At 74.8% G+C, this 15,579-nt stretch carries 12 protein-coding genes and 1 pseudogene; 8 read left to right on the top strand and 5 right to left on the bottom strand.

Features of this window, described 5'->3' with window-relative positions; all coding sequences use genetic code 11:
- Positions 1-81 precede the first annotated feature (81 nt).
- From WME83_RS07240 to panD, 8 genes are all read left to right on the top strand, one after another.
- A complete protein-coding gene (locus WME83_RS07240) occupies positions 82-1,506 on the top strand; it encodes a serine/threonine-protein kinase (protein WP_437318515.1) in 1,425 nt (474 codons plus the stop codon).
- Entirely contained in the window at positions 1,503-2,579 is a 1,077-nt protein-coding gene (locus tag WME83_RS07235; protein ID WP_437318514.1) for a dipeptidase, read from the top strand. Before WME83_RS07240 ends, WME83_RS07235 begins: the two co-directional genes overlap by 4 nt.
- Positions 2,580-2,626: 47 nt before the next feature.
- Complete coding sequence (locus WME83_RS07230) at positions 2,627-3,730, top strand: hypothetical protein (RefSeq protein ID WP_437318513.1); 1,104 nt, start codon at positions 2,627-2,629, stop codon at positions 3,728-3,730.
- Between the two features lie 267 nt (positions 3,731-3,997).
- Positions 3,998-4,807, top strand: coding sequence for a tachylectin-related carbohydrate-binding protein (locus WME83_RS07225; RefSeq protein ID WP_437318512.1), 810 nt, complete (start codon positions 3,998-4,000; stop codon positions 4,805-4,807).
- A 223-nt stretch (positions 4,808-5,030) separates the two neighbouring features.
- Positions 5,031-5,576, top strand: a complete 546-nt coding sequence (locus WME83_RS07220; RefSeq protein WP_437318511.1) for a DUF1232 domain-containing protein — start codon at positions 5,031-5,033, stop codon at positions 5,574-5,576.
- A gap of 113 nt (positions 5,577-5,689) precedes the next feature.
- Positions 5,690-6,745 carry a metallophosphoesterase gene (locus WME83_RS07215; protein WP_437318510.1) on the top strand — a complete coding sequence of 352 codons (1,056 nt, stop codon included), beginning with the start codon at positions 5,690-5,692 and terminating at the stop codon, positions 6,743-6,745.
- Positions 6,746-7,301: 556 nt separating this feature from the next.
- A complete protein-coding gene (locus WME83_RS07210) occupies positions 7,302-8,513 on the top strand; it encodes a hypothetical protein (protein ID WP_437318509.1) in 1,212 nt (403 codons plus the stop codon).
- A gap of 157 nt (positions 8,514-8,670) precedes the next feature.
- On the top strand, positions 8,671-9,129 hold the full coding sequence (gene panD / locus WME83_RS07205) for an aspartate 1-decarboxylase (RefSeq protein WP_437318508.1): 459 nt from the start codon (positions 8,671-8,673) through the stop codon (positions 9,127-9,129).
- Positions 9,130-9,136: 7 nt separating this feature from the next.
- On the opposite strand, the gene WME83_RS07200 is transcribed toward panD, so the two are convergent.
- The 5 genes and pseudogenes from WME83_RS07200 to WME83_RS07180 all read right to left on the bottom strand — a co-directional run bounded on the left by WME83_RS07200 (position 9,137) and on the right by WME83_RS07180 (position 15,533).
- On the bottom strand, positions 9,137-10,522 hold the full coding sequence (locus tag WME83_RS07200) for an MATE family efflux transporter (protein WP_437318507.1): 1,386 nt from the start codon (positions 10,520-10,522) through the stop codon (positions 9,137-9,139).
- Positions 10,523-10,926: 404 nt separating this feature from the next.
- A pseudogene (locus WME83_RS07195) lies at positions 10,927-11,007 on the bottom strand (hypothetical protein); the annotation flags it as partial.
- 19 nt (positions 11,008-11,026) lie between these two features.
- Positions 11,027-12,649 carry a hypothetical protein gene (locus tag WME83_RS07190; RefSeq protein ID WP_437318506.1) on the bottom strand — a complete coding sequence of 541 codons (1,623 nt, stop codon included), beginning with the start codon at positions 12,647-12,649 and terminating at the stop codon, positions 11,027-11,029.
- Positions 12,650-12,684: 35 nt separating this feature from the next.
- Positions 12,685-15,117: an alkaline phosphatase PhoX gene (locus WME83_RS07185; protein ID WP_437318505.1), complete on the bottom strand. Its 2,433-nt coding sequence runs from the start codon at positions 15,115-15,117 to the stop codon at positions 12,685-12,687.
- 212 nt (positions 15,118-15,329) lie between these two features.
- A complete protein-coding gene (locus WME83_RS07180; RefSeq protein WP_020733385.1) occupies positions 15,330-15,533 on the bottom strand; it encodes a hypothetical protein in 204 nt (67 codons plus the stop codon).
- Positions 15,534-15,579: the final 46 nt, after the last annotated feature.

The raw sequence follows: 15,579 nt of genomic DNA, 5'->3' as shown, positions 1-15,579 counted from the left end.
CCGGCGTCGACGGCCTGCTCGCGCGCTCCGCGCCGAGGTTTCGGCGAGCGGGCGGCGCGGAAGCTTTGGTAGAGTCCGCGCGTGGTCGACCCCTCGAGCCCTTCCCACCAGCTCGTGGGCGCCGTGCTGAGCGGGCGCTTCCGGATCGTGCGTCTCCTCGGCGAGGGCGGCATGGGCGCCGTCTACGAGGCCGACGGGCTGCGCGGCGAGGGCAAGCGCGCGATCAAGGTGCTGCACCCCGAGTTCACGCAGGAAGAGCAGGTCCTCCTGCGCTTCTTCGCCGAGGCGGAGGCGACGAAGGGGTTCGTCCACCAGAACATCGCCTCGGTCTTCGAGGCGGCCCGCGCCGAGGACGGCACGCCCTACCTCGTCATGGAGCTGCTGCAGGGCGTCCCGCTCGCCGCGTACATCGACACGGGCAACCCCATCCCGCCGCAGCAGGCCGTGCCGATCATCCACGAGGTGCTCCAGGCCCTCATGGCGGCGCACAGCCACAAGGTGGTCCACCGCGATCTGAAGCCGGAGAACCTGTTCCTCGTGCGCGATCCGCGCGGCGGCTTCCGCGTGAAGGTGCTCGATTTCGGCATCGCGAAGGTGATGGACGCGGCCGGCGGCATGGGCCTCAAGACCCGCGCCGGCACGCTCCTCGGCACCCCCGGCTACATGAGCCCCGAGCAGATCAAGAACGCGCAGGGGGTCGACGCGCGCACCGACCTCTGGAGCGTCGGCGTGATCTTCTACGAGATGCTCACCGGGACGCAGCCGTTCCCCGCCGAGAACGAGTTCGCGCGGCTCACCGCCGTGCTCGCCAAGGAGGTGCGCCCGATCGAGCAGGTCGCGCCGCACCTCGCCGCCTGGGGCCTCTTCTTCCAGCGCGCCCTCTCCAAGGACGTGAACGGGCGCTTCCAGACGGCCGAGGAGATGGCGCAGACGCTGAGCGCCGTCGCGCACCGCACCGGCATCGCGACGCCCGGCGCGTGGGCCGATCCGCAGGCGTCGCTCCCGCCGCCGCACCACCTGCCCTCGCTGCCGCCGCCGGCGCAGCCGCACCCGCAGCTGCACGCGCCGCAGCTGCACCCGCCGCAGCCGCCGTCGCAGCTGCACCCGCCGCAGCCGCCGTCGCAGCTGTACGCGCCGCAGCCGCCGTCGCAGCTGCCCCCGCCGCCGCACGGGCCGGGCTCGACGACGAGCATGCCGGTCGTGCCGAGGCCGGAGTCGGCGCCCCCGCCGCGCCCGACCGCGCCGCCGCCCCAGACGAGCTCGCAGGTGGCGCCCACGGCGGCGTTCGCGGCGCCCCCGGTGCCCGCCGGGCCGACCCACGTCAGCGCGCAGCGGCCGACGGGCGTGCCGACGCTCACGGGCGGCCACTACGACGTGCGGGTCGTCGAGGTCCCCCTCCCCGCCGACACGTCGCCCCCGGAGGGCGCCGCCTGGTGGCTCGTCGCGGTCATCGGCCTCGTGTGCCTCGGCGTCGGCTTCGCGCTCGGCGTGCTGGTGAGCGGATGAGCGCCGGAGGCCGCGTCCGCGCCCTGCTCGCCGTCACGTGCGCCGCCTCCGCGCTGGGCGCGCCGCGGCCCACGCGCGGCGACCCGCCCGCCGGCGGCGGCCGCGAGCCCCCCGTGCACGTCGTCGACCTGCACGTCGACGTGCCCTGGCAGGTCCACTTCAAGGGGCGCGACCCTCGCCTGGGCGAGGGCCACGCCCGCAGCGACACGCTCGTCGCCGGCAACTACCTCGGCATCGTGCTGCCGATCTACCTGCCCGACCGGGCGCGGCCCGAGGGCCCGCAGATCGAGGACGCCAGCGCCGTCCTCGCGACGATCGAGGCGATCATCGCCGCGAGCCCGGTGCTCCTGCCGCTCGGCGCGGCGCGGGCCGAGCCGGGGAAGATCAGCACCTTCCTCTCGATCGAGGGGGCCGGCGCGTTCGCGGAGGACATCGCGCAGATCGACCGGTTCATCGCGCGCGGCGTGCGGCTCATCAGCCCGAACCACGCGAAGAACACGCGGCTCTCGTCGTCGGCGACCGGCGAGCCGGCCGCGTACGGGCTGACGGAGCTCGGCAAGCGGTTCTGCGAGCGCGTCTACGCGCAGGGCGCGCTCATCGACGTCTCGCACCTCTCGGACGCCGCGTTCGCGGACCTCGTGCCGATCGCGGCCGCGCACGGCGCGCCGATCGTGGCGACCCACTCGAACGCGCGCGCGGTGGCGAACCGGCCGCGCAACCTGACCGACGAGCAGCTGCGGCTCATCGGGCGGAGCGGCGGGGTCGCGGGGCTCAACTTCCACGCGCCGTTCGTGAACGGCACGAACGAGGCGGACCTCGACGACGTGCTCGCGCAGGTCGACCACATGGTCCGCGTGGCCGGCGTCGATCACGTCGCGATCGGCTCGGATTTCGACGGCGGCATCATCCCGACGAAGGGGCTCGACGACGCGTCGGCGCTGCCGGCGCTGGCCGCGCGGCTCCGGCAGCGCGGGATGTCGCGCGAGGACGTGGTGAAGATCTTCTCGCAGAACGCGCTGCGCGTCCTCGGCTGGCGGCCGGCGGGCGCGAGCGGCGCGCAGCCGCCCAGGTAGGCGTCGACCGGCCGCGCGCCGCCGGTGCGATCGTGGTAAGGGCACGCATGCGCACGGAAGTCGCTCGGTCGCTGCGCGGGCTCCTCGCCCTCGCGGTCGTGGCGTGCATCCCGGGCCTGAGCTGCGCGGAGCTCGGCCACATCGAGGGCGTCGGCGAGGCCGTCTGCCCCGAGCTGCGCGGGCCGGGCGACGTCCTCGGCGCCCAGTTCTCCGCGGACGCGCGGGCGAACGCCAAGGTGCGGACGTTCGTGCAGGCGGCCAAGGACATGGGCGCCGTGTCCGCCGCGATCGAGGCGCAGGTGGCCGACGCCTGCCGCCGGATCGGCGCGGACCTCGGGATCCCGCCCGCGCAGATGGCGCCGCGCGACGAGGCGGGGGGCCAGGCGAGCGGCGCCTGCGGCCCGGTCTCGGCGGCGATCGACGCCATCCTGCGCCAGGGCGCCGGGGTGCAGGTGGCGGTGACGCCGCCGGCCTGCCAGGCGAACGCCCAGGCCGGGGCGCGCTGCAGCGGCGCGTGCGACGTCCAGCTGGATCCGGGGCAGATCGTGGCGCAGTGCGAGCCCGCGCGGCTCTCCGGCTACTGCCAGGGCCGCTGCGCGGGGCGGTGCGAGGGGCGCTGCACGGGGCAGTGCCGGGGGCAGTGCTCCGCCTACGACGCGCAGGGGCGCTGCGTGGGGCTGTGCAACGGCGAGTGCGACGGCGGCTGCGACGCGACCTGCCACGCGCGGTGCGAGGGCACCTGGCAGGCGCCGCAGTGCGCCGGGATGGTGCGGCCCCCGAGCGCCGACGCCGAGTGCGAGGCGAGCTGCCGCGCGCACGCCGACGTCTACGCCGCGTGCACGCCGGCGCTCGTCCAGGTGCGCGCGTCGTACGGCGCCGAGATGGCGGCGCGGCTCGCGGCGACGCTGCAGGCGAACCTGCCGGCGCTGCTGCACGCCGAGGTGGCGCTCGGGCGCAGGCTCCTCGGCGACGCCCAGACGGTGGTCCAGGTCGGCGCCGCGCTGCCGCGGATCGTGGGCGACGCGGGCGCGCGCGCGCTCGCGTGCGTCGCCGGCGCGGCCGAGGCCTCGACGAGCGCGTCGGTGCGCATCCAGGTGAGCGTGCGCGCGAGCGCGAGCGTCACGGGGCGGGTCGGGGCGACGGGCGGCTGATCCAGCGCGCGCCGCGCTCGCCTCCGCGCAGGGAGGCGATCCTTCGCCGCCGGTCCCCCACGCCACGCGTCGCCCAGGCTCCCGGCTCGCCCGGTGCTGCCCAGGTTCCCGATCCTCGCCGTCACCTCGGCCGCCGGTTCGCGCCCGCAGCTTTGCGACCAGGCGCCGACCACCGAGGCTTCCCGCCGCGCCATGCGGCTTCATGAGATCCGGGGACGGAGCGCGCGCGACGGGGCGCCGAGCTCATGAGAGACGAGGGGGGAAGCGATGATACGAAGGGCATTCATCAGGGCGGTCGCTGCAGCCGCGGGGCTCTTGTCCCTCGCTGCGATCCAGGACGCCGCCGCCCAGGAGAGCGTGTTCTCCGCTGGCAACGGCGTCATCTATGGCACCCGGCAGAACGGGAGCCTCCAGTGGTATCTCCACCGAGGGTGGCAAGAGGGGAAGGCGAGCTGGGCCGGCCCGCAGGGCGTCGGTACCGGCTGGAGCTCGTTCACGCGCGTGTTTCCGGGAGAAAACGGCGTGATCTACGGCATCCTGCCGAACGGGGACCTCCGCTGGCATCGCCACAACGGCTGGCAAACCGGGACCGTCGACTGGGCCGACGCGCAGCGGGTCGGGACCGGCTGGAACGGGTTCACGCGCGTCTTCTCCGCAGGGCGCGGCGTCATCTATGGCGTCCTCCCGAACGGGGATCTCCACTGGTATCGCCACAACGGCTGGCAGACGGGGGCCGTCGACTGGACCGGTCCGCAGAAGGTCGGCAATGGCTGGAACGCGTTCACGCACGTCTTCTCCGGCGGGCGCGGCGTCGTCTACGGCATCCTCCCGAACGGGGATCTCCACTGGTATCGCCACAACGGCTGGCAGACGGGGGCCGTCGACTGGACCGGCCCGCAGAGGGTCGGCACGGTCTGGAACGCGTTCGCGCACGTCTTCTCCGGCGGGCGCGGCGTCATCTACGGCGTCCTGCCGAACGGGGATCTCCACTGGTATCGCCACAACGGCTGGCAGACGGGGGCCGTCGACTGGACCGGTCCGCAGAAGGTCGGTACTGGCTGGAACGCGTTCCTCTGAAGCGCTGGCGCGAGCCTGGCTCACCGGGCGATCCTGAAGAGCACGAGCTCGGCGTCCCGTCCTCGACGGAGCGCCACGAGGCGGGGCGTGCCCCTCATGGCCGGCGGCCTCACGGCGGCCGCGCGCCGAGCGCCTGCAGGCGCCGCGCGGCGTCGTCCGCATGGACGGCATGGACGGCGCCGCGCCGGTCGGACTACCCTCCCGCTCCCGCCGGGAGGATCCCATGACCGATCTCGACGACCGCTGTCTCGACACGTTCCCCGAGTGGCTGCGCAGCCTCGCCTCCGACGCCACGGACCTGGCCGGCCTGCTCGCCTCGCCGGACAGCCCGGAGGCGGCGCGCCGCTCGCTCGCGGCCGGCCTGAACTACCTCTTCAAGTCGCTCGACCTCATCCCGGACGGCATCGAGGATCTCGGCTTCCTCGACGACGCCTTCGTGCTGCGCGTCGCGGCCTCCTTCGCCGCGGCCGAGAGCCAGGAGCTGCGCGACCAGGCGCCGGCCCTCGCGCGGCTCGCGCGCGACGCGGATCTCATCGCCGAGCTGCTCGGCGGCGACTACGCGCGGCTCAAGGGCTACGTGCGCTCGCTGGAGAAGGGCGCCGCGCGCGGCCGGACCGTGGACGACATCCTCGGCGACGAGCAGGTCCGCGCCTCGTTCATGAACGAGATCGCCGGCTGGGCCTCGAGCTACACCGCCCCGACCTTCAGCCGCGACGCGAAGAACCTGATCAAGCTGAAATCGTTCCTCTCCGCCAAGCTCCCGGCCTGACCGCGCCGGGCGGCGCGCCGCCGCGCGGCGAGCCGCTGCGGGCGCGCCCTCGCCGCGGCGCGCCCACCCCCCGCGTAGTACATAACGCTCATCCCCCCGGAGGACCGCGTCCGATGTCAGCCGCTCCCTGCTTCTCCGCGCTGCTCGCCGCGCTGCTCGCCGCGGGCTGCGACGCCGATCGCCCCGCCTCGACGGCGCAGCGGCCCGCGCCCGCCGCCACCTCGGCCGCGCCCGCCCGCGCCGCCGCCTCGCCCGCGGCGCCGCCCGACGCCGATCGCTCGTACGCCTACCCGGCCGCCGAGCGCGTGGTGGCCATCGGCGACGTCCACGGCGACCTCGCGGCCACGCGCGCGGCCCTGCGGATCGCGGGCGCGATCGACGGCTCGGATCGCTGGATCGGCGGCAAGCTCGTGCTCGTCCAGACGGGCGACGAGATCGACCGCGGCGACGGCGAGCAGGCGATCGTCGACCTGTTCGACCGCCTCGCCGTCGAGGCGCGCGCGGCCGGCGGCGCCGTGTACGCGCTGAACGGCAACCACGAGGTCATGAACGTCCAGCTGGACTTCCGCTACGTCACCGAGGGCGGCTTCAAGGACTTCGAGGACGTGCCCGGGCTCGACGCCTCGTCGCCGCGCCTCGCGCCCGTGCCGCCCCCCGCGCGCGCCCGCGCCGCCGCGTTCTTCCCCGGCGGCGTCTACGCCAAGAAGCTCGCGGCGCGCGAGGTGATCATCGCCGTCGGCGACACCGTCTTCGCGCACGGCGGCGTGCTCCCGTCGCACACGCGCTACGGGATCGCGCGGATCAACCGCGAGGTGCGCGCGTGGATGGAGGGGAAGAGCCCGTCCGCGCCGGCCGTGATCGCGGCCGAGGACAGCCCCGTGTGGGCGCGCCTCTACTCCACCGATCCGGCGCCGACCCCGGGCTCGAGCCCGTGCGCGGCGCTCGACCAGACCCTCGCGGCCATGTCCGCGAAGCGCATGGTCGTCGGCCACACGGTCCAGAAGAACGGCATCACCTCGGCCTGCGGCGACAAGGTCTGGCGGATCGACGTCGGCATGGCCGCGCACTACGGCGGAAAGCCAGCGGCGCTGGAGATTGCCGGCGACACCGTGCGGATCTTGACGGGCGAGGCGACGGGCGCGAGCAGCGCGAGCGGCGAGAAAAAGTAGACGCTCTCGTGAGAAAATCTCATCGCCGGTTGCAACACGTTCTCGCGCGCCGGCTGCAGCGAGCGCAGCAGGAGGCGCGTGGGACGCGAACGGCGCAACGAACGCGCGGCGCGCGGCGCGCGCCGGATGGGCAACCAACGCGGATCGCGCGAACGGCGCAAGCGGCGCGACCGACGCGACTGACGCGAGCGGCGCAACCGACGCGACCGACGCGACCGACGCGACCGACGCGAGCGGCGCAACCGACGCGACCAACGCGCGCAGCGCGAGAAGCGCGAGAAGCGCCGCGGCGCCCGTCTGCTCCATTGACGGGCGCCGCGCGGACCGGATAACGTCGATGGCAAACTGGGGCTCTTCGATCCCCAGGGGAAGGGAATCAGATGCCTGAGCGTCCGCTCGCGCTGATCCACGAGGCGAATCGGAGCAACGGGGAGCCCCCCCTGGCGTCCGGCGAGCAGCGCCTCCCCTTCCCGGCTCCTCGTGTCGCACCCGCGCTGCTGCGCCGGTGCCGGCCGCCCGAGCGCCGTACAGCGCGGCGCGACGCGGGGAGCGGCTGATGGACGACGACGAGCTGCTGCGCACCTTGAAGCGCATCGCGCAGCAGGATCCGCCGGGCGATCCGCGCCGGCGGAAGCTCGGCGAGGAGGCGCGCCCGGACGACGCGCGGAGCGCCCAGCGAGACGCCGCGGACGCCGCGGAGACCGCAGACGCCTCGCAGCCCGCGGGCGCCGCGCCGTCCACCTCGGGCGCGGGGCGCGAGGAGCGCGGGGCGCGGGTGCCCCTCGACGACGAGACCCGCGCCCGGCTCTCCGACCAGCTCATCGCCCAGCTGCGGGACACGCGCGGCCAGCCTCGGGACACGCGCGGCGACGCGCCCGCGCCGCCGTCGCTCTCGCGCCCGATGGTCGACCGGAAGTCCGGGATCCGCTTCCGGAGCCCCCACGAGTGGGACGGCGACGCGGACGAGCCGGGCGACGTGCCGGACGCGCCGCCGCTCGGCGCCGACGCCGACTCGCTCAGCGGGACGAGCTCGCCGTCCACCACGGATGCGCCCGTCTGCCGCGCGATCGGCGGCGAATCGGTGCCCCCTGGGCCCTCGGAGCCGCCCCGCGACGCGCGCCCGAGCCCGGCGCCGGCGCCGCCGGCCCAGCGCGCGCCGGACGGGGCGGACGCCGGCGCCCTGGCGCCGCGCCCGGAGCCGCTGGTCCCCGAGCTGGTCGTCGAGCGGCGGAGCGCTCCTCGGGCGAAGATCGGGGCGCGGGTGCGGACCGCCGTGGGCGTGGCCGGCTGGGTCGTGTCGGCGGCGCTCGTGTCGCTGCTCGCGCTGCGCCCTGCGCCGTTCGCGCCCGGCGCCGCCCCGCTCCCCGACTACACGATCGCGACGACCCTCGGCGACGGCCCGCAGCAGGGCGATCGCGATCCGAGCGTCCCGCGCCGCGTCGGCCGGGGCACCCGGATCACGATCGCGCTCTCGCCCGACGCGCGCGTGCCCTCGCCGGTCGCCGTGAGGGCCTTCCTGGTGCAGGGCGGGGAGGCGCGCCCGTGGCCCGTCCACATCGAGCTCGACGGCAGCGGCGGCGCGCGCGTGTCGGGCACGCGCGAGGCGCTCTTCAGGGACGCCGCGGCGGGCCCGTGCGAGCTCGTCTTCGTGATCGGCCAGCCCGGGTCGCCGGCGGTCGACGTCGACGACGTCGAGGCGCCGCCCGACCAGGCCGCCGTCCAGCTCGCGGGCGGCCGGCTCCTCCGGCAGCGATTGTTCCTTGACTGACCGCCACTTGGACTAAGGAGAAAGGCTGTCCTTCCCGGCGGCCCTCGCGGAGCTCGTGACCGCGCGTGCCTCGCTCGCGGACCGGCGGCGCGCGGTGCGCGGTCAACTGCGCGCGCGCGGCGCCGGCCCGAGCAGGGAGGAGCAGAGGTCAGCACGCATGAATCGACGGATGTTCAAGAGCAAGATCCACCGCGCGACCGTGACCCACGCGGATCTGCACTACGAGGGCAGCGTCACGATCGACGTGGACCTCCTGGAGGCCGCCGACATCCTGCCCTACGAGGCGGTCGACATCTGGAACGTGACGCGCGGCTCCCGGCTGACGACCTACGCGCTCGCGGGGGCGCGCGGCTCCGGCGTCGTGTGCATCAACGGCGCCGCGGCGCACCTCAATCAACCCGGCGATCTCGTCATCATCGCCACGTTCGCGGACATGGACGAGGCCGAGGCGCGGCGGCACGCGCCGCGCGTGCTCCGCGTCGACGGGCAGAACCGGCCGCTCGCCGACCAGCCGCCCGAGGCGCCGGGGCCGCTCGCGCCGGCGGCGCCGCTCGCGGCCCAGCCGGGCCCCTCGCCCGAGGCGCCGGCGCCCCGCGCTCCGGGCGCGCCGAACTGAGCGCGCGTCACCCGGCGTGCGGCAGCGCCCGCGCCACCGGCCCGCGGGCCAGCCGGACGAAGCGCATCGAGAGCACCCCCGCGACGGCGATGAGCCCCGCGGTGAGCCCGAACCAGAGGCCGCGGACGCCGAGGTCGAGCCCGAAGGCGAGCCCGATCGACAGCGGCAGGCCGAAGGCCCAGTGGGCCACGAGGTTGGTCAAGAAGGGGAACCGCACGTCGCCCGCGCCGCGCAGCGCCCCGGCGGCGACCACCTGGATGCCGTCGAAGAGCTGGAAGAGCGCCGCGATGCGGAGCAGCGGGACGCCGATGGCGATGACCTGCGCGTCCGGGGTGAACGCGCTGATGAGGGCGCGGGGGAACGCGGCGTACGTCGAGGCGCTCACGCACATGACGCCGGCGCCGAGCAGGAGGCCGAGCAGGCCGGGGCGCAGCGGCGATCGGCCCGCGCCGACGGCGTGCCCCACGCGGACGGCGGTTGCCCCGCCGACGCCGGCCGCGCCCATGAACGCGAAGGCGGCGAGCCCGATCGCGACCTGGTGCGCCGAGACGACGGTGGCGCCGAGCCGGCCGGCGAGCAGCGCCGTCATCCCGAACACGCCGATCTCGGCGAGCAGCTGCAGCCCGATCGGGATGCCGAGCCGGTAGATCACCGCGACCGGCACGACGGCCCCCTCCTCCCTGGACGGCCCGCGGCGGCGCCGCGCGGACCAGAGCACGATCGACGAGAGCACGGCGGTGGCGAGGCTCGCGGCGAGCCCCGCGCCGAGCGCGCCGAGCTGCGGCAAGCCGATCGGCGGCAGGCCCACCCAGCGCAGCGCCTCGTCGCCGCGGACCATCAGGTTGCAGGCCACGACGTTGACGAGGTTCGCCGCGATCACGCCGACGAGCGCGGGCCGCGTCGCGCCGTGGGCCTGGAGGAAGCTCTTGCTGGCGAGGAAGACGGGCCACAGGAAGATCCACAGGGCGTGGCCGAGGATGTACCGGCGCACGCCCGGGACCAGCGCGGGGTCGACGCCCATGGGCGCGAGCGCGAGGGTGACGGCGAGGGCGGCCCCGAACGCGACGACGCTGACGAGCAGGCTCGCGCGCAGGGTCGCGAGCAGCGCCGCCCAGGCCTGCCCCGGTCGGCCGGCGCCGATCGCCTGCGACGCGAGCGGCTCGACCGCGGCCGAGACGCCGACCCCGAGCGCGTTCGACATGTGGACGATCGTCCTGCCCATGGCGCAGACGGCGAGCTCGTTGACCGAGACGCGCCCCACGATCGCCACGTCGACGAGCGACATCGCGACGAGCCCCGCCTGCGCTACCGCGATCGGCAGCGCGAGGCGCGCGAGCACGCGCAGCTCGGACCGCGCGCTGTCGGCGGCGAGCGGGGAGGAAGCGGGGTTCACGGGGTCACCGGGGGCGAAGAAGGGGCGCCACCTTAGCGCGCCGGCGTGGGAGCGCCCGCCGGAGGTGGGGTGAGGAGGGGAAAGATCAACGATCTCCAGCAGATAAATCGATGGGGCGGAGATGAGGCCGCAGGTGTTCACCGTCGCGATTTGGTGGGTTTCGTTTCTCGTCTCCCGTCTCCCGTCTCCCGTCTTCCCCCTTGCCTCTTCCCTCTTCCCTCTTCCGTCTCTCCTCTCCCGTCTTCCGTGCGCGTGCGCGTGCGCGTGCGCGAAATACGCGAAGAATCACGTCTGCGAGTCGCCAGGGAGCCTGCGGTCGAGAGAAAGGACGGGCTCGGGAAGCTCAAAGCAAGCCGGAGGAGCGAGTACGCGCACGCGCACGCGCACGCGCACGCGAGACGAGGACGGGAGACGGAAGACGGGAGACGGGAGACGAGAGACGGGAGACGGGAGACGGAAGACGGAAGACGAGATGACGAGAGGCGGCAGGCGAAACGCTCGCCATCACCAGGCGAGGTGCGCCCGCCCGTCGAGGTACACGCGCTCCGCCTCCGCGAGCCCCGTCGACTCGACCTCCACCACGCGCAGGATCCCCGTCGCGGGCCCGAGCAGGACGTCGCGCCCCGCCTCGAAGCGCTGCGCCCGGACCAGCGCGCGGTAGGCCTTGTCGAGCAGGAGCGCCCGCTCGCGCGACGGCGCGACGAGGTACGCGAGATCGCGATCGCCGCCGGGCGCGCCGCGCCGCACCTCCGCCTCGTCGAGCGCGCCGCCAGGGAAGAAGCGCGCGAGCATCTCCGCGTTCCCGCGGTAGTCGTCCGCCCCGCCCGCGCGGCGCAGGTAGGTCAGCACCTCCGGCTCCGCGTGGCCGGCCTGCGGCACGTCCGGCATCCCGCGCAGGTCCTGGTGCCGCCAGCCGGCGGCGCCGGGCACCTTGCGCGCCAGCGAGAAGGTGTGGTCCACCGTGACGCCCACGGCGCCATGGCAGCCCATGCACGCGCGGTGCTCCTCCGCCGTCTGCAGCCGCAGCCGGCCCTGCTCGTCCTCGATGAACGCCTGGATCTGCCAGCCGAACGCGTTCCGAAGGCCGACCTCGGGCCCGCCGGCGTGGAACGGCGGCTGCCCCTCCGCCTTCTCCTCCGCCTCGCGCTCGTACGCGCGCGCGATCGCCCAGTCGTCCGGCGCCTCGACCTTGCGCGCATAGCGCAGCTCCTTCATCCGCGCCGACAGCAGCGTCGGGCGATCCGGATCGAGGTACCGCACCGAGTGCAAGAGCTCCGCCCCGCGCGGGTAGAGCCACGCGCGAACCGGGACGCCGGCCGCCCCGCCGGCGTACCGCGCGGGCAGCCGAACGACGCGCGTCACCGCCGGCTCGAGCGCGCCGTCGCCGTCGAGATCGAAGCCGGCGAGCAGCTCGCTCACCGGCTCGACCTCCCGCCCGGCGGGCGCCTCCGCGGGCGGCGCCGCGCCCCCCACGGGAAGCGGCGACGGCGACGCGATCGCCGCCTCGAGCAGCGCGAGGTTCAGCTTGTAGACCTCGCGCGACGGCGCGCCGGAGGCGTCCTCGCGAAACGCGGCCGGCAGCCGGAGGAACACGTCGCCGGCGCTGCCGTTCGTGGGCCAGAAGCTCCCCGGGAACGGCTTGTACCGCACCGCCCGGAAGCCGCTCCCGTCGCGCGCGAAGCCCTCGTCGTCGAAGCCGGCCTCGAGGTCGAGATCCGGCACGTAACCCGGGTAATCCGGGCGCGCGGCGAGCGCCTTCCGCAGCGGCGCGTAGTTGTCCTCCCGGATGTACTCGAGGATCTCCGCGTCGCTCACCCGGGCGGCGGACGCCGAGAGGTCCTCGAGCAGGTTGGTCCAGGGGTTCTTCCGCGCCGCGTCCGAGAAGCTGTACGCGCGCTGGAGGTCGTGATCGGCGAGCGTGTTCGGGCCGCGCCCGATCGTGTGGCACGTCCAGCAGCCGTTCGCGCCCCCGGCCGTCGCCGCGTAACACATCGGCGGGATCGACGCCTCCGGGTTGCCCGCGTGCCCGGCGCGCGCCGCCGCGGTGGCGAGCGGATCGTAGCCGCCCCCGCCGCAGCGCGCGGCCGCGGCGAGGACGGCGGCGATCGCCGCGAGGGCCAGGGGCACGGACAGCGGGCGTTCGCGGCGAGCACCCACGGAGATCACTCCGGCAGGAAGGTGACCGCGATCACGCTCGACAGCGCGCCGTCGCCCTTCGGCCAGGTGCTGTAGGCGTTCTCGCCGGGGTGCTGCACGGACATGAAGATCGTGCCCATGTCGGGCGCGAACGACGGGCCGGTCGCCTCCGCGTCGCTCGGCAGGGCCACCACGCGGAACGCCTTGCCGAAGCTCGCCTGGGTCACGCCCGGCTGGCCCTCGCGGTGGGCCGGGTCGAGATCGAGGTAGTAGAACGCGTCCGCGTGGGAGGCGACCCCGAAGTTGCCGTCCGTGCCGAACCACACGCCGCCCTCGCGGTCGAGGAGCAGGTTGTCCGGGCAGGAGGCGTCGAAGTCGCCCTGCGTCTTGGCGCCGTGCCACACCTCGAAGTACCGGAACGAGACCGACGCGCCCGGGTGCGCAGGATCGGCCTCCTCCAGGGCGAAGATCGAGCCCACGGCGTCCGCGCGCTTCGGGGACGTCGTCGCGTGCGTGGCCGGATCGTGGAGCTTGCCCCCCTGATCGAGCGCCGTCTGCCCCGTGTGGTTGGTGAACGCCACGTAGACCCGCGGCGTGCCGCTCGGGTCCCGCGGGTTCCACTCGATGTCCTCGGGCCGGTTCAGCTCCATGATCCCGACCTTGTTGCTCGCGGTGAACAGCGCGCGCCACACGTCGTAATCGGTCGCGAAGCCGCCGAGGCCGTTCCAGCTCGCGTCGCGCAGCGCGGCGCCGACGGTCCTCGTCGCGTCGCCGAGCGCGGCCGCGTTCGGCGCGACGGCGGCGCTGTCCACCGAGAGCTCGATCCACTGCCCCTCGCCGGGGGCCGCCTCGGTCGGGGCAGCGCCGGTCGCGAGCAGCGTGTTGCCGGTCGTGTTGTCGAGCCCCGCGAGGTGCGCCGCATAGAGCTTGCCCTCGTCGAGCAGCCCGCGGATCTCCGCCCGCGTCATCCCGGCCGTGTAGCTGCCGGCCGTCACGTACTTGTAGATGCGGCCGCCGCGGCGATCGTCGGTCCCGTAGACCACGATCGGCTGGCCCGGCAGGAGCTTCCAGTCGCCGTCGACGGCGAACGTCGCGGCCTCCCAGCGGGCGCGGCCCATGAAGCCGAACTTCTTGTGGCCCGTGCCCGCCGCCGTCTTGCCGTCGTACTCGTCCGCGGGCTTCCCGGGGTCGATCTCGGTGAGGTACCCGTAGTGATCGCGGGGCTGCCTGCCGTTCGGATCGGAGATGCGCCCGAATTCCGCGCTGGCGCTCGCCTCGAACGCCGGGCTCACCGGCGCGCCCGGGTCGAAGCCCCGGCCGGTGAGGAACTTCTGGTCGCCCGACCAGCTCGCCTCGAGATCGCCGTAGTAGTCCTGCACGTTCTCCTCGGCGGTGATCACCGTGCCCCAGGGCGTCTGCCCGCCGGCGCAATCGCCCATGATGCCGGCCACGATCCCCTCGGGGAGCGGCGCGCCCGTCACGTCGTCCTTGCCCGGGCCCGAGAGCTCGTGCCCCGCGATCCGGCTCAGCGTCTTGCTGGTCGCGTCGTAGCGGACGGCGCGCGCGCTCCGGTCCACCGACCACGCGCCGGTCGCCGGGTCCTGCACGATGCGGAGCCAGGAGCCGCCGACCTCCTTCTTCTCCCAGCGGATGTACGTGTCGACGTCCTCCTGCGCCCAGACGTTCGCCTCGACGTCGTTCGCGAGGACGCCGAGCTTCCTCAGGTGCCGCGCCAGCGTGAGGTGCTGCCCGGTCGGCGCGGAGCTGGTCGTCGGGCTCTTTCCGGAGACGTACTCGTGGTTGACCCAGAGCCAGCCCGCGCTGCCGGAGCCGTTCCATTGCGGCGCGTTGCCCGCGGCGGCGGACCACCCCTCGCCGAAGAAGGCGGTGTAATCGTTGTTGGCGCCGAACCGCGGCGCATCCGGCGCGGCGCTGAAGGTCAGCGGATCGCGCCAGGTCACCACGATGTCCGAGCGGACCCCGGCGAGCGTCCGGATGGTGTCGGTCGCGGCCGCGTGGAGCGGGAACTGCTCGCCCGCGGGCAAGGCGCCGGCGGCGAACATCTCCACGCGCTCCTTGACGTAGCCCGCGATGCTCGCGGCGCTGGTCCACGGGACCGCGTCCTCGCCGTCCTCGCCCTTGGGCCCGGGCGGCCCGTCCTGGCCCGGCGCCCCGTCCTCGCCGTCCTGGCCGGGCGCGCCGTCCTCGCCCGGCGCGCCATCCTCGCCGTTCTGGCCGGGCGCGCCGTCTTCGCCGTCCTGCCCGTCCTGCCCGTCCTCCCCGTCCTTGCCCGGCGCGCCGTCCTCGCCGTCTTGCCCGTCCTTTCCATCCAGCCCCGGCGCGCCGTCCTTGCCGGGCGGGCCCTGCTTCCCATCCTCACCACAACCGCCCGCGCTCGCGGCAAGGCCGCTCGCGAGCACCAGGAGCAACGCCGTCCTCAGGGTCCGCCTCGTCATCATCGCATCTTCTCCGCGGGGTAATGGGCGGAGACGATGCCTGCCCACCGTGGCGCGCCGATGCGACGCTCGCGACGAGTTCTTGTCAGCGATCGCGCGGCTCGCGGGGCGCGGCGGCGCCCGCTCCGCCGCGCGGCGCTCGAAGCGCGAGATCCCGGCGGACGTTGGGGGGCGGGCTCACCCTCGGAGGCGCCGCGCGCCTCGTCGGCGCGGCGCTACTCGTCGTCTTCGTCGGGAACGACGACGTCTTGATCGAAGCGCGCGCGCGCCTCGAGCAGCTCCTTGTCGGAGATCCAGGTGCGCTCGCAGCCGTGGAGCGGCGCGACCTGGTAGACGTCCTTGCGCTGCTCACCGTGCCCGTCGTCAAGGACCCGGACTACCTCGTGATGGAGGCCGCAGGAGGGGCAGAGCGCTCGCATGAGGGGTCACTATAGTGCGGCCGCGCTGGGTGCAAGACCCTCCCCC

It is taken from the genome of Sorangium sp. So ce385 (assembly GCF_051474135.1).
In the GTDB taxonomy this organism is placed as follows: Bacteria; Myxococcota_A; Polyangia; order Polyangiales; family Polyangiaceae; genus Sorangium; species Sorangium cellulosum_D.
This window is presented reverse-complemented; position numbering and strand designations above follow the sequence as displayed.